Annotated in this window: 19 protein-coding genes; 9 read left to right on the top strand and 10 right to left on the bottom strand. The window is 70.6% G+C overall.

Annotation, left to right across the window (positions count from 1 at the left end; all coding sequences use genetic code 11):
• Positions 1 to 47: 47 nt before the first annotated feature.
• From ACGFIO_RS28570 to ACGFIO_RS28580, 3 genes are read right to left on the bottom strand one after another with little or no spacing between them, the layout of a single operon-like run.
• The gene (locus tag ACGFIO_RS28570) at positions 48 to 938 is read right to left on the bottom strand and encodes a VOC family protein (RefSeq protein WP_392830296.1); all 891 of its coding nucleotides are present in this window, start codon (positions 936 to 938) and stop codon (positions 48 to 50) included.
• Positions 935 to 1,306, bottom strand: coding sequence for a nuclear transport factor 2 family protein (locus tag ACGFIO_RS28575; RefSeq protein ID WP_392830297.1), 372 nt, complete (start codon positions 1,304 to 1,306; stop codon positions 935 to 937). Before ACGFIO_RS28575 ends, ACGFIO_RS28570 begins: the two co-directional genes overlap by 4 nt.
• A gap of 18 nt (positions 1,307 to 1,324) precedes the next feature.
• Positions 1,325 to 2,242: a VOC family protein gene (locus ACGFIO_RS28580; RefSeq protein ID WP_392830299.1), complete on the bottom strand. Its 918-nt coding sequence runs from the start codon at positions 2,240 to 2,242 to the stop codon at positions 1,325 to 1,327.
• 77 nt (positions 2,243 to 2,319) lie between these two features.
• On the opposite strand from ACGFIO_RS28580, the gene ACGFIO_RS28585 reads away from it, so the two are divergent.
• Positions 2,320 to 2,952, top strand: a complete 633-nt coding sequence (locus ACGFIO_RS28585; protein WP_392830301.1) for a class II aldolase/adducin family protein — start codon at positions 2,320 to 2,322, stop codon at positions 2,950 to 2,952.
• On the opposite strand, the gene ACGFIO_RS28590 is transcribed toward ACGFIO_RS28585, so the two are convergent.
• Both ACGFIO_RS28590 and ACGFIO_RS28595 read right to left on the bottom strand, forming a co-directional pair.
• On the bottom strand, positions 2,917 to 3,555 hold the full coding sequence (locus tag ACGFIO_RS28590) for a TetR/AcrR family transcriptional regulator (protein WP_392830303.1): 639 nt from the start codon (positions 3,553 to 3,555) through the stop codon (positions 2,917 to 2,919). The two genes, ACGFIO_RS28585 and ACGFIO_RS28590, sit on opposite strands and share 36 nt — an antisense overlap.
• Positions 3,556 to 3,584: 29 nt before the next feature.
• Complete coding sequence (locus ACGFIO_RS28595) at positions 3,585 to 4,964, bottom strand: FAD-dependent oxidoreductase (protein WP_392830305.1); 1,380 nt, start codon at positions 4,962 to 4,964, stop codon at positions 3,585 to 3,587.
• Positions 4,965 to 5,039: 75 nt separating this feature from the next.
• On the opposite strand from ACGFIO_RS28595, the gene ACGFIO_RS28600 reads away from it, so the two are divergent.
• A complete protein-coding gene (locus ACGFIO_RS28600; RefSeq protein ID WP_392830306.1) occupies positions 5,040 to 5,918 on the top strand; it encodes an alpha/beta fold hydrolase in 879 nt (292 codons plus the stop codon).
• Between the two features lie 38 nt (positions 5,919 to 5,956).
• Here ACGFIO_RS28600 and ACGFIO_RS28605 read toward each other — a convergent pair whose 3' ends face one another.
• Complete coding sequence (locus ACGFIO_RS28605) at positions 5,957 to 6,100, bottom strand: hypothetical protein (RefSeq protein WP_392830308.1); 144 nt, start codon at positions 6,098 to 6,100, stop codon at positions 5,957 to 5,959.
• Between the two features lie 132 nt (positions 6,101 to 6,232).
• Here ACGFIO_RS28605 and ACGFIO_RS28610 point away from each other — a divergent pair, with 132 nt between their 5' ends.
• The 5 genes from ACGFIO_RS28610 to ACGFIO_RS28630 all read left to right on the top strand — a co-directional run bounded on the left by ACGFIO_RS28610 (position 6,233) and on the right by ACGFIO_RS28630 (position 10,502).
• The gene (locus ACGFIO_RS28610; RefSeq protein WP_392830503.1) at positions 6,233 to 7,861 is read left to right on the top strand and encodes a methyl-accepting chemotaxis protein; all 1,629 of its coding nucleotides are present in this window, start codon (positions 6,233 to 6,235) and stop codon (positions 7,859 to 7,861) included.
• Positions 7,862 to 8,001: 140 nt separating this feature from the next.
• Positions 8,002 to 8,265 carry a GlsB/YeaQ/YmgE family stress response membrane protein gene (locus tag ACGFIO_RS28615; RefSeq protein WP_392830310.1) on the top strand — a complete coding sequence of 88 codons (264 nt, stop codon included), beginning with the start codon at positions 8,002 to 8,004 and terminating at the stop codon, positions 8,263 to 8,265.
• A 100-nt stretch (positions 8,266 to 8,365) separates the two neighbouring features.
• Positions 8,366 to 8,788, top strand: coding sequence for a DUF3052 family protein (locus ACGFIO_RS28620; RefSeq protein WP_392830312.1), 423 nt, complete (start codon positions 8,366 to 8,368; stop codon positions 8,786 to 8,788).
• A 55-nt stretch (positions 8,789 to 8,843) separates the two neighbouring features.
• The gene (locus tag ACGFIO_RS28625; RefSeq protein ID WP_392830314.1) at positions 8,844 to 9,632 is read left to right on the top strand and encodes a hypothetical protein; all 789 of its coding nucleotides are present in this window, start codon (positions 8,844 to 8,846) and stop codon (positions 9,630 to 9,632) included.
• Between the two features lie 135 nt (positions 9,633 to 9,767).
• A complete protein-coding gene (locus tag ACGFIO_RS28630) occupies positions 9,768 to 10,502 on the top strand; it encodes a BTAD domain-containing putative transcriptional regulator (RefSeq protein WP_392830316.1) in 735 nt (244 codons plus the stop codon).
• Position 10,503: 1 nt separating this feature from the next.
• Here ACGFIO_RS28630 and ACGFIO_RS28635 read toward each other — a convergent pair whose 3' ends face one another.
• Positions 10,504 to 11,724 carry a hypothetical protein gene (locus tag ACGFIO_RS28635; RefSeq protein WP_392830317.1) on the bottom strand — a complete coding sequence of 407 codons (1,221 nt, stop codon included), beginning with the start codon at positions 11,722 to 11,724 and terminating at the stop codon, positions 10,504 to 10,506.
• A gap of 148 nt (positions 11,725 to 11,872) precedes the next feature.
• Here ACGFIO_RS28635 and ACGFIO_RS28640 point away from each other — a divergent pair, with 148 nt between their 5' ends.
• Positions 11,873 to 13,069 carry a hypothetical protein gene (locus ACGFIO_RS28640; protein WP_392830319.1) on the top strand — a complete coding sequence of 399 codons (1,197 nt, stop codon included), beginning with the start codon at positions 11,873 to 11,875 and terminating at the stop codon, positions 13,067 to 13,069.
• A 47-nt stretch (positions 13,070 to 13,116) separates the two neighbouring features.
• On the opposite strand, the gene ACGFIO_RS28645 is transcribed toward ACGFIO_RS28640, so the two are convergent.
• The 3 genes from ACGFIO_RS28645 to ACGFIO_RS28655 all read right to left on the bottom strand — a co-directional run bounded on the left by ACGFIO_RS28645 (position 13,117) and on the right by ACGFIO_RS28655 (position 17,874).
• Complete coding sequence (locus ACGFIO_RS28645; protein ID WP_392830320.1) at positions 13,117 to 15,720, bottom strand: glycoside hydrolase family 9 protein; 2,604 nt, start codon at positions 15,718 to 15,720, stop codon at positions 13,117 to 13,119.
• A 73-nt stretch (positions 15,721 to 15,793) separates the two neighbouring features.
• Positions 15,794 to 17,497 (bottom strand): glycoside hydrolase family 6 protein, encoded by a 1,704-nt coding sequence (locus tag ACGFIO_RS28650; RefSeq protein ID WP_392830322.1) that lies wholly within the window; start codon positions 17,495 to 17,497, stop codon positions 15,794 to 15,796.
• Complete coding sequence (locus ACGFIO_RS28655) at positions 17,497 to 17,874, bottom strand: hypothetical protein (protein ID WP_392830324.1); 378 nt, start codon at positions 17,872 to 17,874, stop codon at positions 17,497 to 17,499. Before ACGFIO_RS28655 ends, ACGFIO_RS28650 begins: the two co-directional genes overlap by 1 nt.
• Positions 17,875 to 18,035: 161 nt before the next feature.
• Between ACGFIO_RS28655 and ACGFIO_RS28660 the strand changes: the two genes are divergently transcribed.
• On the top strand, positions 18,036 to 19,904 hold the full coding sequence (locus ACGFIO_RS28660) for a hypothetical protein (RefSeq protein ID WP_392830326.1): 1,869 nt from the start codon (positions 18,036 to 18,038) through the stop codon (positions 19,902 to 19,904).
• The last annotated feature ends 78 nt before the right edge of the window (positions 19,905 to 19,982 follow it).

Genomic DNA, 19,982 nt, shown 5'->3' on the forward strand with positions numbered 1-19,982 from the left:
ACCTCCTGAGGCGTGTTCTAGACCCGGCCGAGTGCGAGGCGAACGCCTTAGTGCACCGAGGTCTTGACGACCTGGCGTTGGGTCGACACTCGTTTGGTCGGGCCGAGCCACATGTCGATGGATCCGGGCTCGTCCGGGTCGAAGGTGCGTGGACGCCAGGCGGCCTCGTCCTCGATGCGGCGCACCCCGAACGAGTACTCGTAGGTGAACCCCTCGGGGCCGAGGAAGTAGAGGAAGACGGCGGTCGACTGGGGGTGCCGGCCCGGCCCCTGTTCGATCTGTACGCCGTGCTCCTGCAGGAAGTGCCAGTTCCGGAAGACGTCGTCGATCGTGTCCACCTGGAAGTTCATGTGGCACAGCCCTGGTTCGTCGCCCCGGAAGACGGCCAGCTTGTGGTGAACCGGGTCGATCCGCATCAGGCAGGCGTTGTCGCCGATCCAGTCGGAGACACGCGCGTTGAAGGTGCCGTTCCAGAACCGGTAGGCCTCGTGCACGTCCGGTGCGTCCAGGCACAGGTGCCCGAACTCGTTGATACCGGAGGTGCGGGTCAGCGCCACCGGTCGCGTGATCGTCTCCGGCTGGCTGACCAGCTCGAGGTGGTTGCCGAACGGATCGTCGAAGCCGATGAACTCGCGGACGCGGCGCGAGCGGGCCTCGCCGGCGGTCCCGCGGGTGACCCGGAAGCCCCGGCCCTCGAGCTCGGTCTCGGCCAGGGCGAGAGCGTCGGAGTCCGCGACCTCGAACCCGGACGCGAGGACGCCGGACGGGCCCTCCACCAGGGCCAGACAGTGGTGCCGGTGATCGGCCCGCAGGTGGGCGACCCCGCTCTCCGAGGGCTCGGCGAGTTCCAGCCCGACGATGTCGGTGGCGAACCGCGTGGCCCGGTCGAGGTCCGTGACCCCGGACCGGACGTAGGCGATGTCGGTCAGCTCGATCATGCGTACACCGGCGTCAGGTCGATGTAGATCCGCCAGTCCCGCACCTTGTCGCCGTCGAAGGTGAGGATGTCGGCGTTGGGTACGGTGACCGCCTTGCCGTCGTGGCGGGTGTAGAGGATGTCGACCTGGGCGATCGCCACGTCGCCGTCGACGTAGACGTTGCGGACGTCGTGGCGCATGCCGGCGATCGTCGTGTAGAAGGCCCGGACGCCTTCCGCGACGGCTTCCCGTCCCACCACGGGATCGTTGTTGCCGAACTGGAAGACGACATCCTCGGTGAGATGGCGGACGAAGTTGTCCGGGTCGAGGGTGTCGATCCCGTCGAAAATCGTCTGCAGGTCCTGGGCGATCGTTCGTGCGTCAACCACGGTGTGCTCCTCGTTGAGTCAGGACTGGGCTTGGGGTACGGCCGGCTCACGGTTCTGCAGGAACTCCCGGGGTGGCGGAGCTCCCCACAGGTGAGGCGGCACGTCGAATTCCTGGGCGATCCAGCAGTCGTCGATCTGGTCGATGTCGGAGAACCACTCGATCCACGAGCCCCACGGGTCCTGGATGTAGTGGAAGAAGTTCGATCCCACGGTGTGCCGGCCGAGTCCCCAGCCCGCGTCGCGTCCGCGCGAGCGCATGCGGTCGGCGCCGAGCGCGATGGCGTCGATCGAGGGGACCTCGAAACTGGCGTGGTGAAAGCCGCGGTGGGTGCTCCGGATGAACCCGAAGACGTGGTGGTCACCCGGTCCCGCGTTGAGGAAGGTGACCAGACCCTTGATCCGGTCGCTGACCCGGAGGTCGAGCACGGTGGTGTAGAAGGCCTCCATCGCCTCCGGCTGGGCCGTGAACAGCAGTGAATGCCCCAGCCGCTGCGGCGTCGTGTCCTTGCCCAGCTCGGTCCAGGCGCGCTGCCCGACGCGGTCGCGACGCCCGCCGACGTTCGACCCGACACCGATGGCCGTGCGGGCGGGGGCCGGATCGGTCTCGATCAACTGGACCGGCGTTCCGTCGGGGTCGGTGACCCACAGACCCTCGCCGCTCGCTCCGGCGGGCGGCTCGGCCAGGACCGGGGTTCCGGCGGTCTCGAGACGTTCGCGCAGGACGTCCAGCCCGCCGCCGGCCACGGTGAAGGTGACGTGCTGAAGCTTCTTGTGATCGGCCCGGGTCATCCGGACCTGTTCCTGATCGCGGCCCGGGCAGGAGGCGATCAGAACGCCGTCCTTGTCGCTGGTCTCGAGGCCGAAGTCGTGCAGGAAACCGTCCGCCACCTCGAGGTCGGGGACCTCCAGCGCGTAGTGGTGCAGTCCCGTGATCATGGCTCTCCTTCCCAAAACTACATACACTTTACGTCCGAGGGTCATGGTTGACCAGACGGATTCACAGGGAGATCGAGATGCTCGAGGAACTGGTCACCGCCGCACACGTCCTCGCACGGCAAGGCCTGGTGACAGCCTTCGGCCACGTCTCGGTGCGGGTCGACGACACGGTCACCATCACCCCGCCCGACGACCTGGCCACGATCACCGTCGCCGGCCTGCACCGGATCGACCTCGCCACCGACACGCTCCCGGCCGGCGTACCCCCGGAGGCCTGGGCGCACCTGGAGATCTACCGGAGCCGTCCGGACGTCACCGCCGTCGCCCGCGCCATGCCGCCGGCCGCCTTTCCGGCGGCCGCCGCGGCCGGCAGCATCCCGGTGCTGCATGGTCAGGCCGCCTGGCTGGGCACCCGGATCCCGGTCCACCGGCCGGCCCAGCTGCTGCGTACGTCGCAACTCGCCCGGGCCGCCGCGTCGGCCCTGGGCCACGGCTCGGCCCTGCTACTGCGGGGCAATGGCGCCGTGACGACCGGCGGCTCCCCCGGCCTCGCCGTGAGCCGGATGTGGCTGGTCCAGGCGGCCTGTGACACCTGGCTCCGGGCCTCCGCCGCGGGCACGCCGCAGCCGCTGTCCGAGGAGGAGGTGCAAGCCTGGCAGAGCGTCTCCGCATCGCTACTCCCCCGGCTGTGGCGGCACCTGTCCCGATGACCGGTCCAGTCGCCGCCCGATTCCCGCTCCCAGCGTGTCCATCATGGAGCTCACCAGCTTGGCCCGCGGAACTTCGGGACGGTCGTGCCACCAGAGGGCGAGGGCGCGCAGCGAGGCGGTGACCAGCTCGACCAGGATCTCGGCGTCGAGCGGATCGCTGCCGGGCGCCGACTCCTCGAACAGCCGGACGACCAACGGCAACAACGCCGACCGGCTGTCCCGGATCGCGGCGTCCTGCACCCGCTGCGCCTCGTCATCGCCGGCCGGCGCCCGGAGGAGCACGAGGGCCACGTTCGGGCGCCGCTCGATGTGGGCGAACCAGGCGTCCAGGGCCGCGGCAAGCCTCTTCTCGACCGGAATCCCGGCGCCGTCATCGTCGCCCCAGACGTCGCGCAACCGCGCGTACTCGTCGTCGAGGACACTGCGGAACAGGGCCAGCTTGGACGGGAAGTGGTCGTAGAGGACCGGAATCGACACGCCGGACCGGCGAGCGACCTCGTTGACCGAGGTGCCGGAGTAGCCGCGTTCGGCGAACACCTCGGCCGCTCGATCGAGGATCAGCGCGCGTCTCTGCGCGGCCGGGAGCCGTTTCCGCGGTGTCACTGATTTCTCCTTGTCACTGGGCCGCCGCGTCAGAGCGACCGCATCGGCGCGGTGGGAGCCGGCCGCCGGCGGCGCTGGGCGGACAACAAGCGGCGCAACACAGCGGGTGCGGCCAGGTGGTCAGGATGGCGGACCATGTGGGTCACGTCCTCGAACACGCGCGCGACCTTCGTGTCGACGACCGTCGCGTCGACGATCTGCCGGGTCAGCCAGCTGGTGACCCGATCACGGCGCCCCGCGGTGGCCGGGCCGGCGGAGACACTCCAGGCGGCGTCGACGACCACCCGCTGGAGGTCGAAGAAGTGCTGGGCCGGGGCGTACAGGGCCGGGTCGGACCGCAGGAACATCGACAGGCAGGAGGCGTGCAGCGCGGCCGACGACATCCCCTGCCCATAGATGGGGTTGAACGAGGCGACCGCGTCACCGACGGCGACCAGGCGCGCCGGAAGGTTCGCGGCCGCCGCGAACTCACGGCGCCGGCTGTCGGCCTGCCGATAGGTGAGCACCTCGCCGATGATGCCGTTCGCCACGACCCGGCCGAAATCGGCGGGGAAGTCGGCACGGCAACGCCGGATCATGTCCTCGGCGGTCCGGCCCGGTCGAAGGTCGCCGTACCCACCCATCATGACCATCCAGCGGTCGTTCTCCACCGCGAAGAAGACCGCCCCGGCCAGGTCACCCCCGAACTCGGTGCTGCAGAGCGCGAAACTCGCGGTCCTCTCCGCCGGCTCGGGCGTACGACAAAACAGCGCGGTGGCGTAGTTGATGCCGGTGACCTGCCGGATCATGGGTGGCCGGTCCCAGCCACCCGCCTCGAGCCAGTCGCTGAGCCGGCTCGACCGGCCCATCGCGTCGACCACGAAGCTCGCGGGTTCGACACCGGCCGTCCCGCCGGATTCGTAGCGGACGGCGGTCACGGCGGAGTCGTCGAAGGTCAGGCCCGTCGCCCGACCGGTGATCGTCTTGACGTTCGGCACCGCGAGCAACCGCCGGCGGAGCTGCCCCTCGATGAAGGGCCGGGTGGCGGTGATGATGTCGGCGTCTGAACCGCGGACCTTGCGGACGCCGTCGATGTAGGTCGAGCGCTGCTCGGCCGAGGCCCACACGGCCCCCGCGGCCAGCGCCTCCTCGGTGAACCGGGGGAACCACCGGTCGATCTGCCGCCGTCCGCCCGGCAGCAAGGTGTGCAGCTGAGTGCCGTGCGGCACCCCTCGCCGGGGTGCATCGTCCGAGGCCTCGTCGCGCTCGATGACCACGACCGAGTGCGCGTGGTCGGCGAGCACCCGCGCGGCCATCAGCCCGGCGACGCTGCCGCCGAGAACAACCGCCGTATCCAGCTGTTTCGGCTTGCTCGGGGGCTGTTCGACCGAACTGATCCGAGCGAACGTACGGGCTCTGGTCGATCCCATCCACGCCTCCCTCGCGTTCCCTGCTGCTAACCTAGCGATCACTAGGTTAGCAAACGGGCCGGAACGGGTGAGGACATGAGCGATCAGCTGACCGACTGGCATCGGCAGGGCCGGGTCGTTCATCCGGCGGTGCGGGGCGTACGCCGGGAGGTGTTCGTCCACGTCGCCGGCACCGGCAGCCCGGTGGTGCTACTGCACGGCTTTCCCGCCTCGTCTTTCGAATGGGCACCGGTCAGCGCGGCGCTGGAACGCCGGCACACGGTGGTGGCCTTCGACTTTCTCGGATTCGGAGCGTCCGAGAAGCCCCGTGGTCACCACTACAGCGTTTTCGAACAGGCCGATCTGGCCCAGGAGGTCCTGGCCGGCCTCGGCCTGAACACGGTGACCCTGGTGGCGTACGACTATGGCGCCATCGTGGCCACCGAGCTCCTCGCCCGAGCCTCGCTCCCCGTTGACCGGTGCGTCTTCCTCAACGCGGGTCTGTACGCCGAGCAGTACCGGCCGACGAGGACCCAGCGAGCGATGCTGTGGCCCGGGATCGGACCCGTGCTGGCCCGGACGATCAGTCGATCGGCGTTCACGCGATCGTGGTCCGAGTGCTTCTCGCCCGGCCACCCGCTCGACCCCGAGCTCGCCGGCCTGCACTACCGGGCGCTGCGAGCCGCGGATCCGCGGCGGGACGCCCCGGCACGGATCCTGCGGTACATCCCCGAGCGGGCCGGCAACCGGGACCGCCTCGAATCCGTCTACGCCGGGACCGCCGTGCCACTGTCATTCCTGTGGGGCATGGAGGACCCGATTTCCGGCCGCCGGGTGGCGAACGAGATCCGCCGCCGAAATCCGGGGGCCGACCTCGTGGAATACCCGGATCTCGGCCACTGTCCGCACATCGAGGCACCCGCACGGATCGCCGGCGACATCCTGGCCCGCACCGCGATCACGGCCGGTGACTGACGTCGCACGCCCGGCCGGGGTGGGCTGAGGCCGCCCGCTCAGACCGTGCCGTCGAGCCCGAGCGGCTCTAGCGACGCGGCGAAGGTGCGGGCGGCTCGCTTGTGGGCGATGGCGCCGTGGATCTCGGCGGTCGAGTGGGTGAGGACCAGAAAGCTGCCGGCGAGCAGCTGCCCGATCTCCACTCCCACAGGCCCGTAGCCGTCCGTGCCCGCGGCTCTCCCCGGGCGCGGTGATTCGGCGGATCGGCATCCGCGGCGCCGGGGACCGTGATCTGCTGACCACGACGAGCACGGGTACGCGGGGGTTGCGTGGTGATGCGGGCATCGGCCGAGGGTGCGGCGTCGGGACGGCCGGGCTGGGCGCGGCTGCTGACCGATCGTCGGGTCGGTACGAAGGTGATGGCGGCGGTGCTACTGATCGCCGGGCTCAGCGTGCTGGACGGCCTGTTCGCCCTGTCCAGCCTCGGCACCACCAACGACCAGGTCGGCCGGGTCTACCGGCACGGTGTCGAGCTCGACGCCATAGGAGAACTACGCGCCGCGGTGTACGAGACCTGGCTGGCCGCCGACGATCTGGCCCTGGCCGGTGACGGCGGCGCCCGGCCGACCGCCCAACAGGCGCTCACCGGCGCCCAGGCCGCGGTCGACACCGCGGTCACCACCTACCGTGACCAGGTCACCGCCTCCACCGAGGCCGCCGACCTGGCCCAGTTCAGCACCGCGTGGACCGCCTACGACGGCTGGCTGACCGGCACCCTGCTCCCCGCCATCCAGAGCGGCGACAGCGCCGCGGTCAGCCGCGCCCGCGCCGGCCGCGACGGTGTGGCCGAGCCGGTGAGCGCCGCGTTGACCCGCCTGTCCAAGGCGACGGTGGCCAGCGCCGCCGCGCAGGAGTCCAGCGCCGAAGCCCGCTTCGGCTCCACCCGCTGGTGGGTGATCGTCCTCCTGATCGCCAGCACCCTGACCGGCGTCGCCTGCGCCGCCGGTATCACCCGGCTCATCACCCGGCCCCTGGCCCGGTGCGTGGCCACGCTGACCCGCATCGGCGGCGGCGACCTCACCGCCCGGGTGCGGGTCGACAGCGCCGACGAGATCGGGCAGCTGGCCGGCACCCTCAACCAGACGACGAGCGCGATGGCCGGCATGGTCGGCGACGTCACGCGCAGCTCCGTGCAGCTCGCCGAGGCCTCCGAACAACTCTCCGCCGTGTCGCGGCAGCTGTCCGCCTCCGCCGAGGAGACCTCAGCACAGGTCGCGAGCGTCTCCGACTCCGCGACCACCGTCTCGCAGGGCGTGCAGGCCGTCGCGTCCGGCGCCGAGGAGATGGGCATCTCCATCCGGGAGATCGCCACCAACGCCGGCGAAGCCGCCGGGGTGGCCAGCAACGCCGCCCGCACGGCCGAGGACACCAACAGCAGCGTCGCCAAGCTCGGCGAAGCCTCCGCCCAGATCGGCACCGTCGTCGCGCTCATCACCTCGATCGCCGAACAGACCAACCTGCTCGCCCTGAACGCCACCATCGAGGCCGCCCGCGCCGGCGACGCCGGCAAAGGCTTCGCCGTGGTCGCCTCCGAAGTCAAAGACCTGGCCCAGGAAACCGCCAAGGCCACCGAGGAAATCACCACCCAGGTCGCCGCCATCCAGGCCGAAACGACCGGCGCCGTCGACGCCATCGCCCGCATCGCCCAGGTGATCAACACGATCAGCGACTACACCACCACGATCGCCTCCGCCGTCGAGGAACAGACGGCCACGACCAGCGAGATCTCCCGCAGCGTGGGCCAGGCCGCCCGGGGTTCGGCCAGCATCGCCGACACCATCTCGGGCGTCGCCCAGGCCGCCCGGCAGGTCACCACCGGCGCCACCGCCACCCAGCGCACCGCCGGCGAGCTCGCCCGCACCGCCGAGGAAATGCGTACCACGGTCGCCGCCTACCGCACCTGAACCCGGCCGCGTTCTGTCCGTGTGACTTCCGGGGTTCCGTTGCCGCGCTCAGCAGCAAACTTCGACGCGTGTGTTTGCCGGACGCGGGTTGAGGAAACACGCTGGTCCGCAGCACTCAGACATTCACCGGAGGGCACGCCATGTCGTTCATCTGGGCCATCATCGCCGGTTTGATCATCGGTCTCATCGCACGAGCGGTTCTGCCGGGCCGGCAGAACATCCCGATCTGGTTGACCATCATCCTGGGCGTGATCGGCGCCATCGTCGGCAACCTCATCGCCTCCGCTCTGGGCGTGCGGGACACCGGCGGATTCGACTGGATCCGGCACATCCTCCAGATCGCCGCCGCCATCGTCCTGGTCGCCATCGTCGCCCCGCTGTGGGCCAAGCGGGTAAGCCGGTAAGACCACCAGACACCTGAGGGGCAGACCGGGATCCGCCTGCCCCTCAGTCGTACGGGCTACTATCCAGCGGTATTCGACAACGTCGGGCAACGGGGCTGACATGGCTGGTTACTCGGGCACGCCGCTGCACCGCAAGCTGGGCATCAGACCGGGTCACCGAGTCGCCCTGCTCGACGCGCCGGCCGGTTTCGAGGGCACCCTCGATGGCCTGCCCGGCGACGTGGTCATCCGGCACGGCTTGGCCGCCGACGCGCCGATCGACGTGATCGTGCTGTTCGTGACCGAGCGCCACGAGTTGCGGGCCCGGCTCGACGAGGTCAGACGCGGCATGGCCCAGAACGGCGGCTTCTGGGTCGCCTGGCCGAAACGAGCGTCGAAGGTTCCCACGGACGTCACCGAGGACGTGGTCCGCGAGGTCGCGCTGCCGACCGGGCTGGTCGACAACAAGGTGTGCGCGATCGACGAGATCTGGTCGGGCTTGCGGCTCGTCATTCGCCGCGGCAATCGCCGGCCGGCCGAGTAACACGTTTCGTTTCAATATCGGGCCGCCCGGTCGGCCGGCCGCCTACGGTGATGGCGTGGAACTCTGGCTCGTACGGGACTTGTCGGCGTGGCTGGTGGGGACCGTGCTGATCATCGGGGTCCCGGCGGTCACCCTGGTCCTGGACATCATCGTCCACCGCACGCTGCCGCACCGGCGGCTCCTCCAGCACAACGACGTCACCGGCGTCATCGTCTCGCTGGTCGGTGTCGCGTACGCCATCGTGATCGGCCTCTGCGTGGTCTCTCTGTGGGAGGGCTACACCGACGCGAAGGACGCCGTCCGCGAGGAGGCGGCGGGCATGACCGCCGTCATACCCGGCAGTGTGGTGTTCGACGAGCAGACCCGCCGGACCTTCACCGACAGCGTCATCCGCTACGAGTCGGCTCTGGTCGCCGACTGGGAAGCCCGGCACGAGCAGGGCACCGAGCGGGAGCGCACCGCCGACCTGAGCGAACTAGCCACCCTGGTCGGCTCGCTGCGGCCGACGACCGAGGCGCAGCGCTTCTTCGTCAACCACGCCATCGATCAGATCGGCCGGGCCGAGCAATATCACCACGCCTCGGACGCCGAGGCCGACGACAGCCGGATGTCCCCGGTGATGTGGTTCGGGGTTCTGGTCTCGACCGGCGCGGTCCTCACGATGTGCCTGTTCTTCGGCCTCGACGACGGCTTCGTCCGGCGCGCCCTGTTGATCATGGCCAGCACGGTCATCGCGACCAACCTGTTCCTCATCGTCGAGATGAACTACCCCTACTACGGCTCCTTCGCCGTGACGCCCGACGCCTACCAGAGCGTCGTCGTCGACCTGCGACAGGACCGCTGACCCGAGGCGCGTTGACCTGGCCTAGCTGTCTTTGGGGACAGATAAGACCAGGTCACGGACAGCAAGCCGTTGTCGAGCAGGTCCACGCCGAACCAGCATGTGAGTCGCCCGATCGCGACCCGCCTGGAGGCGACAATGGAGTTCGGAGTGCTCGGCCCGCTGAAGGTCTGGTGGCCGTCGCCGGCCGGCCCCCTGACCGCGCCCAAGCTTCGGGGGCTGCTGGCTCTGCTGCTGGTGGAGGACGACCCGGTGCCCGCGGGGCAGCTGATGGAGCTGTTCCGGGGGCGCCGCGAGTCCGGCGCCCCCACCGCCATGCACGTGTCGGTGCACAAGCTGCGCCGATGGCTGCGCGGCGGGCACCGGCTGGAGCTGACCGCGCAGGGCTACACCGTCGACGTCGACCCGGCGCTGGTCGACGCGGGACAGTTCCGGCTGCGGCTGGCCGCGGCGGAAGCGGCCGCCGACCCGTACGCCCGCATCGAACTGCTCCGGTCGGCGGTGGCGCTGTGGCGCGGCCGGATCGGCGCCGACCTTGCGGTGTCGTTGCAGCAGCGGGCGACGGTGCGCCGGCTGGAGGGGCAGCGGGTACGGGCGGTGGTCGGGCTGGCCGAGGCGTGCCTGGCGGCCGGTCAGCCGTACACCGCGCTTCCGTTTCTGGACGACCTGGCGCAGGGCTCGCCGTTCGACGAGCGGGTGCAGGCGCAGTTCGCGCTCGTGCTGGCGGCCTGCGGGCGGCAGGCGGACGCGCTGGCGGTCATCGCCGGCACCCGGCGGTTGCTCGCCGATGAGCTGGGCATCGAGTCCGGCCCGGAGTTGCGCGAGGCTTACCTGCGGATTCTGCGCCAGCGCGTCCTGCCCGCACATCCCTAGGTCAGCTCCAGTCGCCGGCGACGGCGAGGTCGCCCGGCTCACCCCAGTTGTTGAGCGTGTCCACGCCCCGCATGTACCACTGCTTCGTGCTCGGGCGGCGAACGCCCGGCTCGTCCCTCCCGTCACCGTCCCAGTCACCGGCCACCGGCTGGTCACCGGGCTCGCCCCAGTTCTCGACGTGGCCGCTGCCCAGCAGGTACCACCGCTTCTCACTGGGCCGGAACACGCCCGGCTCGTCCCGGCCGTCGCCGTCCCAGTCCCCCGCCACCGCCTGATCGCCGGGCTCACCCCAGTTCTCGACGTGCCCGTTGCCCAGCAGGTACCAGCGCTTCTCACTGGGCCGGAACACCCCGGGCTCGTCCCGGCCGTCGCCGTCCCAGTCCCCCGCCACCGGGCGGTCGCCGGGCTCACCCCAGTTGTCGACGTGCCCGCCGCCGTGCAGGTACCACCGCTTCTCGCTGGGCCGGAACACGCCGGGCTCGTCGACGCCGTCGCCGTCCCAGTCGCCGGCCACCGGCAGGTCGCCCGGCACGCCCCAGTCGGCCAGCGTGCCCGCCCCCCGCAGGATCCAGTCGTTCGCGCCGGGCCGGAACACCCCGGGACGGTCCGCGCGGCCGGCCAGGGCGTCCAGGATGTTGTAGGCGATCGTGCTGCCGTCGGACGCCTGCACCTGGTACGCGTCGGGGACCGCCGACACCTGCACCCGCTGGCAGATCTCGCCGATCGGGTTGGCGGTGTTGTTCCAGGCGTTGTTCGGGTAAAGGGCGATCATCCGGTTCAGGAAGGCGTTGGTCGCCCAGACCGGATCCGTACGCTGCGCCGCCGTCCCCCACGAGGCCCGCTGCTGGAACAGACCGAGACTGTCGTGGTCCACTTCCTCGCTGATGTTCTCGATGGTGGACTCCACGATGGTGGTCGTGACGGCGATGGCCGCGGCCCGCCGGGCCAGTCCACGCCCGCGGACCGTCTCGACGATGCGCCGCGCGCACGACATCCGGTACCCGGTCAGGTAGCCCTTCAGCTTGCCGTTGAGCAGCGGGTTGAGCCGGTTCGCGAGCGCCGTGTCCATGGGCTGCACACCGCCGCAGGTCTTGGTGGCGTACGCCGCCGCGATCGCCGGGGTCATGCCCCCGCCGGGTGCGGCCGCCAGCGCGGGTACGGCCGGCCCGAGCACGGCGGTCATCAGGGTGGCCGCCACCACCAGGGTTCGGATGCGTCTCACAGCACTTCCTTCCGTCGGGTACGAGCGAGTGCGGCCGACGCTAGGCGTGCGTGCTTGCCGGAGACTTACCCTGCGAATAAGCCGCCGGTAAGCGGATTTTCCTAGCCTCGGGACCCGACCTCAGAGACCCGATGGAGAGGAAACATCCGTGCGAAAACGATTGCGCCGCAACGCGATCCTGACGGCGGTGCTGTCAGCCGCCGTCGTCACCCTCACGCCGGCCGCGGCACAGGCAGCGACGCCACCGGTCATCCCGCCGTTCAACCGGGCGATCGACCCCTACGCCGCCAACGACCCGGTCAGCAGCTGCGACGCCGGGATCAAACCGGGCCTGCAGGACTTCCGTTCGTTCATCAAGAACCGGTACGGCCTGGGCAACACGATCGACTTCGTGGAGGCCTGCGACCTGAGCAGCCCGGGCGGCCACGATCAGGGCCGGGCCTGGGACTGGGGCAACGACGCGACCGACGCGGCCGACGTGGACAAGGTCAACACGGTGCTGAACTGGCTGCTGGCCACCGACAAGTACGGCAACAAGCACGCGATGGCCCGCCGCCTCGGTATCAACTTCATCATCTGGAACCGGCGGATCATCTTTCTCACGCCCAGCGGGGCCAAGACGTGGGAGGCGTACTCCTGTGACGGCTCGGCCAGCGGCTGCCACACCAACCACGTGCACTTCGAGATGAGCTGGGCCGGCGCCCGCCGCCAGACGACCTGGTGGACGGCCCGGCAACCGGACGGTCCGGGTGTGTTCCGGCCGGGCGCCAACGACTGGATCTTCCGGGGCAACGGCAGCCTGGCCGACTGGGGTCTGCCGGGCGATCTGCCGGTGGCCGGCGACTGGGACGGCGACGGCGTCGACGAGCCCGGCGTGTTCCGGCCCAGCGAGAAGCGCTGGTACCTGCACGGCGGCGGGCACGTCGACAACTGGGGGGAGCCGAACGACGTGCCGGTCGCCGGGGACTGGGACGGCGACGGCCGGGACGAGCCGGGCGTGTTCCGGCCCAGCGAGAAGCGCTGGTACCTGCTCGGCAGCGGCCACGTCGAGAACTGGGGCGAGCCCGGCGATCAGGCGGTGGCGGGCGACTGGGACGGCGACGGCCGGGACGAGCCCGGGGTGTTCCGGCCCAGCGAGAAGCGCTGGTACCTGCTCGGCAGCGGCCACGTCGAGAACTGGGGCGAGCCCGGCGACCAGCCGGTGGCCGGTGACTGGAACGGTGACGGCATCGACGAACCCGGAGTCCGCCGCCCGAGCACCAAGCAGTGGTACATGCGGGGCGTGGACACGCTCAACAACTGGGGTGAGCCCGGCGACCTCGCCGTCGCCGGCAACTGGAGCTGAACAACGGTGAAGGCCGGGCGTCCTCGTACGCCCGGCCTTCACCGTGACTACCGCCAGTCGCCCACCATCGGGCGGTCGGTCGTCGCGCCGTACGCCGCCCGGACGTCAGCGTCACCGGGCTGGTTCGTGTCGCGCAGGTTAAATTCCTTGGTCGACGGACGCCAGATGCCGACCGTGTCCCGGCCGTCGGCGTTCCAGTCGCCCATCACCGGCTTGTCGCCCACCGACCCGTACACGAACGTGAAGTCGGACGGGCCGGTGCCGGTCAGCGCGTTGCGCAGATGGAACGACCGGTCGGCCGGATCGTAGTAGCCCAGGCTGTCGTGCCCGTCGCCGTCCCAGTCACCGGTCAGCGGCGTGGTGGTCGACTTCCCGAACGACTGGGTCACCTCCGCCGCACCGGCGGTGTTCGAGTTGCGCAGCCGCACCAGCTGGTCGCTCGGCCGCCAGGTGCCCACGGTGTCCTTGCCGTCGCCGTCGAAGTCACCGGCGATCGGCACGTCCCCGCTGGCCGCATAGCCGGCGACGAAGACGACGCCCGGCTCCTCGTCCGCGTCCAGGGCGTCGCGCAGGTGGAACGAGCGGTCGGCCGGGTCGAAGTATCCCCAACCGTCGACGCCGTCGCCGTCCCAGTCGCCGATCACCGGCGCCTGGGAGCCGTCACCGATCGCGAACGCGGGCACGTCGTTGTTGCCCGGCGTGATGCTCGTTCGCAGGTACGCCGTGTGGTTCGACGGCCGGAACACGCCGATGGTGTCGGCGTGCGGTGCCGGCCCGGTGCCCGGTCCGCCCGGTCCGCCCGGCCCGAGCAGGCTGAACGCCACCGCGCCGGTCGACGTGAAGTCGATCGCCGGCTCGTTGCTCATCCACGCTTCCACACGGTCCATGTAGCGGGCGCCGTTGCCGTTGAACGCCGCGTACCGGTCCACGCCGTCGGCCGGGCAGGCGCGAACGTCGTCGCCCGGCTCGAGCTCGTCGAAGGTGGCCGTGCCGTTGGGGCCGTTGACCGCGGCGCCGGCCAGCACGGAGCCGGTGCCGACGAGGTTGGCGATCTGGTGATGGGGGCATTTCGGGTACGTGCTGCCGACGCCCACGATCAGCGAGGTGCCCCACGGGTTGCCGCCGAGGACCCAGTTGGCCTGCTGCTGGGCGAACGTCGCGTACTTGGTGCTGCCGGTGATGTCGCGGTATCGCGCGGCCTGCGCGATGAGGCCGAACGTGTGCGACGTCGAGTCGTAGTCGTTGTAGACGGCCCCGGCGCGGAACCGGTCGGCGTTGGCCCGGGCCACGCCCGCGTCCAGCTGTTGCTCCAGCGAGGCGACGAGCTCGGCCCGGGTGACGGCCGCGCCCGATCCGATGACGGTGGCCAGGTCGGCGTTGGCCACGGAGCCGACGTCGTAGAGGTTCAGCGTGTCGTGCTCGTCGCCGTCCAGGTACTGCCGCGACCACTGCGCCGCCTGGGTGAGCCAGGACGCCGCCCGGCTGTCGCCCAGGGCCTTGGCCGCCAGGTGCAGTTCGACGCCGCCGAAGGCCATGTCGTCGGTCCAGAGATCCTCGCCGTAGTAGTCGTGCGGGAAGGTGGTAACCAGCTCGCCGACCGAGGTCGTCTTGGCCAGGCCGTAGATCGCGGCCGCCTTGGTCAGTTCGGACCGCGCGCGGGTGGGATCGCTGGTCGCGTGCACCTGGGCGGCGATCGCGAAGGCGGCCGACACCCGGCCGGCCAGGTTCGGGCTCAGTTTCGCGCCGGGCTCGTTGGCCCGGAACACCGGCCGGTGGCGTACGTAGTACAGGTCGGTGCCGGCCGGGTCGGTGATCGTGTCGTCGGTCTCGGGCAGCCGCCACGTGTCGTGGTCGCCGAAGTAGGTCTCGTTGTCGCCGCCACCGATGCCGACCTGCGCGTACAGGACGGAGGTGTTGTCGTCCCACATCTTGTCGAGCCAGTCCAGCCCGAAGTCGATCTCGGCCGCCCGGGTGGAGTCCGGCGATCCGGATCGTTGCGCGATCAAGAGCGTGTCGAGTGCGTACGCCGCGGTGTGGGTGAATTTGAGGTAGTCACCCGCGTCGAACCAGCCGCCGGACACGTCGACCGTGGCCGTCTGCGCCTTGGTCAGGCCCCCGACGATGGCGCCCTCCTCGTCGAACACCGGCTTCTTGTAGACAGTGGCCGACGAGTCCGCGAGGTGCGACGGCTTGCGATTGAGCACGTTCGGCAGGACGTTCGCGCCGTCGCGGTTGGCCTGGAAGAACTTGGTCATGGTGGCCGACACCGGCGCGTACAGGCCGCCGGCCGTCCCGACCGAGAAGGTGGGCGAGGTCGTCACACCGTTGACCCGGATGCTGTACTGGCCCGCGGTCCGCAGCGCCGAGAAGTCGATCGGCGCGACGGCGGTGTACGAGCTGTTCCACGAGCCCAGGCTGGCCCCGACGGTGCCGGCCAGCACCTGCGTCCCGGCGCCGTCGACCACCTGGAACGAGGTGCCGGCCTGCGCGGTCGTCCCGAGCAGGAACGCGGTCTTGGGCCCGTCGGCCGGATAACCGACCTGATTGACCCGGATGAAGGAGGTGACCGCGGCCTGGGCCGCGGTCACCCCCACCAGAGTGCTGCCGATCAGAGCAGCGGCGGAGAGCGCTGCGGTAAGTCTGAGTCTCACGTCGTTCTTCCTTTTCTCGGAAATCGACCGTCAGACTCATTTCTTCCAGAGTGGACTTACCTCGCCCTTACCCTCAACTGCCGTTGACGAGGTGCACGGCCAGGGCCGGGCTGAAGGTGCCGGCCGGTATGCCCGCGCCGATGCCGCACGGCCCGTCCGAGTCGCCGGCCACCTTGACCCAGACCAGAAACTCGGCTCCCCCGGTCCCGGTCTTCGAGGGCGAGCCCAGCCGGGCGCTGTCCGGGTTGCACCAGTCGCCGGGCGTACCGCCGGCGCCGTTGCGGCTGGTGTCGATCAGGTACGGCTTGCCCACACCGGCCCGGACCGCGTCGCCGTAGGTCGTGGACTGTGCGGTGGTGTAGAAGTTCGAGACGTTGACCGCCACGCCGTGCGCGTCGGCGACACCGCCGCGGGTCAGCCGGGCCGACATCTCCTGGGCGCTCCACCAGTTGGCGTTGCCGCCGTCCGCGTACGTCCAGGCGCGGCCGCCGAACGCGTTGATGGCGTACCCGATGAGGTCGAACCTGGTCTGCAGCTTGGCACTGTCCGGGATACACCCGGGATAGGCCTGAGCCAGCGAGTCGGGTTCGATGATCACCAGCGCCGGGCGGTCACCCACACCGGCGGCGAAGTCATCGATCCATTCCCGGTACGCCGCCGGGCTGCCCGCCCCACCGCCCGACGCGCCCCCGCAGTCCCGGTCCGGAATGTTGTACGCGACAAGCATCGGCACCTGATGCACCGCGGCCGCCGCCGACACGTACGCGTCGACCGCGTCGTAGATGTCGCCGCTCCAGTTGCCGAACCAGCTCGCACCGGGACGTCCGGCGATCGACTGCCGGATCGGACCGGCCCGGGCGTCGCCGCCGTTGGCCGCCACCCACTGCGTGGGGTGGGCGGCCGGGTCGGCGTAGAAGCCGTAGACCCGGGCCAGCTGGGCCGGATCAGGGTTGGCCACGTCGAGTTCGAAGTCCCCGGCCAGGGGCTGATCCCCGCTACTGCCGGCGACATAGGACGCCACCACCCCGGCCGTCGCGGTGTTGGCGGCGAGCGCGGTGAACGTACGCGAAGAATTTCTCCACGCCCCGGCCGTGTCGATGCCGTCACCGTCCCAGTCGCCGACGACCGGCAGGTCGCCGGCGTCGACCCTCGGATGGTCGAACGCGTAGTCCGACGTTCCGGAGCTGAGCGCGTTACGCAGGTGGAAGTTGCCGGTGCTGGGCCGGAAGAGCCCGACGCTGTCCTTGCCGTCGCCGTTCCAGTCACCGGCCACCGGCTTGTCCCCGGCCGCCCCCGATGGGAACTGATAGTCGGCCGGACCACTGTTGCGGACGTTGCGCAGCCGGAAGGTCAGGTCACCGGGACGGTAGGTGCCGATCCCGTCACGCCCGTCACCGTCCCAGTCACCGATCACCGGCACGTCACCGGGCAGCGCGAAGTCGGCGACGAACGCGTAGTCCGACGGACCGGTGGCGTCGAGCACCTCGCGCAGGTGGAACGTGTGGTCGCCGGTGCGGTAGAAGCCGGTGCCGTCGACGCCGTCGCCGTTCCAGTCGCCGACGACCGGGACGTCGCCGCTGACCCCGATCGCGTACGGCAGCACGTCCGGCGGCCCGGCCGACAACGAGGTGCGCAACCGGGCGGTGCGGTCGGCCGGGTGGAAGAAGCCCAGCGTGTCGGACTTGACCGGCGTCGCGGCGCCCGCTGCCGACGCGGGCGCCGCGATGCCGGCGGCCACCACGACCGCCAGCGTGAACAGGCGGAAGTGACGGCTCATCAGTAGTTCATCGTCCCGGACCAGAAGGTGTCCGAGCCGGAGGCCTGCTTGCGGGCGTCGATGGTGAACGTGGTGTTGGCCAGCACGCCGGTGGCCAGGGTGCGGGTCGAGTGGTCGGTCCAGCAGATGGTGTTGCTGAACACGGAGCCGGTACGCGCGCTCCGGAGCCGGATGCAGACGCCGCCGCTGGACAGGTTGTTGGGCTTGAAGGTGATCGTCCCGCCGTCGACGTCGTGACGCTGATTGGTGTACGACGTCCAGCCGGTGCCGGTGCTGGTGTAGCCCTCCACCGGGTTGGCCTGGCCGGCCAGCGCGACCCCGGGAACGGCCACGGCGACGGCGGTCGCGGCCAGAGCGAGCGTGCCGATCTTGGTCATGCGGTGCATGGTGGTCCTCTCGTGACGACTGCTGTCGGTCCACCTGAGCCTCACAGCTCGCCCTTACCGCTCACTTTCCGCACACTTTCGTCGGGTCTCCGCCTCGATAGGCATAATGGTCGTCGTCGATGGGCTGGGCGGGCCGAAGAGGTGAGGCTGAGGTGCGGGAACCGCTGTCGCCGTGGTGGACCGAGGTCCGGGGCGCCGCACAACTGCTTGCTTCCCAGCTCAACGCCTATGTCACGCACGCGGCCCAGGTCGGCGTGTACACCGCACCGCCCGGATCACCGCCGCCGCGGCGTCGCCGGCAGCCCGCCTCCCTGCGTCATCTGGCCGAGGTGATCCGAACCCACCGCCTGGCCCCCGGCCTGTCGGTCGACAAGGACGACGTGGCCGCGGTGCTGGCCGGCGATCCGCAGCACATCACCGATCCGGTTCTCGTCGTGGCCGTCGCACGCGCCAGTCACCTCATCGCCGGGGAGCCCTTCGACGACGCCGACGTGGCCCGGGTCAAGGTCGCCAGCGCCCACGTGTCTTCCCTGGTCGACGCGGCCCGGCAGGCCGACGAGAACGCCCCGAGCGCCGTGCCCGCGCTCCGTCCCACGCCGGCCGGCGAACCGGTCGTCATCGACGCGTACTTCACCACCCGCCGTCCCGGCCGCGGCCGCGCGCTGGTCGCCGGCGCCCTCAGCGCGCTGGTGCTCGCCGGCCTCGCCACCGTGCTGATCCTCCGCCGCGACGAGCCGGCCGGCCGGCCGGAAACGGCGGAACCCGCCGCGACCGCGGAGGCCGGAGACGGCGGGGTGACACCCCTCGAACATGGGCACGCGCAGAACGACTATCTCAACGCACGGCCACTGCAGGACGCGCTCGACCACGGTTTCACCAGCATCGAGACCGACGTCGTCCTGCGCGACGACACCCTGGTGCTGTGCCATCGCCTCACCGGCGACGTCTGCCGGGACCCGCGCGGCACCGCGATCACCGCCAAGCCCTTCGAGCCGGCCTACCTCCAGCGGTTCAGCGCCCAGGTGAAGGCCAACGCCGGGCGGGTGTACCCGGGATTCAACCGGCCGATCCTGCTGCTCATCGACATCAACTGCGTCGAAGGGCCGGCCGGCTGCACGCTGCCCCCGAACCCGGCCGCCGCGGCCGCCGACGGGAACAATCCGCTGGTCATCGCCAAGAAGATCATGAGTACGCTCGCCCCGTACCGCGGCATGCTCTTTCACGTCGACCAGACGGCTCGGCGGTGGGGACCGGTGCAGATCGTGATCACCGGCGGCCACAACGACGACCGGTTCCCGGCCGGCGCCGGCGGATACGACACGGTCCGCGGGCTGCTCCAGCGACAGTCCGACATCTACACGTTCCTGGACGGCAGCCTCGACGTCGACAAGGACCAGTACAACGCCGACCTGGTCCCGGTGGTCAGCTTCCCGAGCCCGGCCGCCGACTGCACCAATTCCACCGGCGACCCGATCCAGGCGACGTACTGGGATGACATCGTCACGGCCCAGAGCACCGGGCACCGGGTGCGGCTGTCGGACCCGGTCGACTGTCCCGACCGCAGCCGTTCCTGGACCGACGCGCTGTACGCCGGGGTCGACTACATCGGCAGCGACCACGTGACACTGCTGGGCGACTGGATCGCCAACACGGCCGTCGGCGGTGGCGGCGACTGCGGCGTTCCGTCCTGGATCGCCGCGGCCCGGCTCTACGGCCAGTACTGCACCCTCATCGGAGGCAACGCCCCGGTGATGAGCCGGCCCGACCACGCTTCCTCCCCCGTCGGGAGCCTCGCCCACGGCGGCGCCAACTGGTTCCTGGGCCAGCAGCCCGGCGAGTCGCACACCCACAACTCGAGCACCAACTTCTGGTGGGCGTACACGCGCGCCGCCAACGGGCGATGGGGTTGGGTCTCCCTGGCCTACTTCACCGGCAATGTCCTCGATCAGCCCGCCGACGGCCTGCAGTACGGCTGCTACGGCATCCGCCCGGGCGAGCCCGACACCTGCCACGCCTTCTGATCCCAGCAGGCTCTCCACGCCGGTCCGTCGGCGGCATCCGTCAAGGCCTGACCTCGGGCGGCCCGGCCTTGCCGGCCC

The organism is Actinoplanes sp. NPDC049265 (assembly GCF_043197135.1).
Lineage (GTDB): Bacteria > Actinomycetota > Actinomycetes > Mycobacteriales > Micromonosporaceae > Actinoplanes.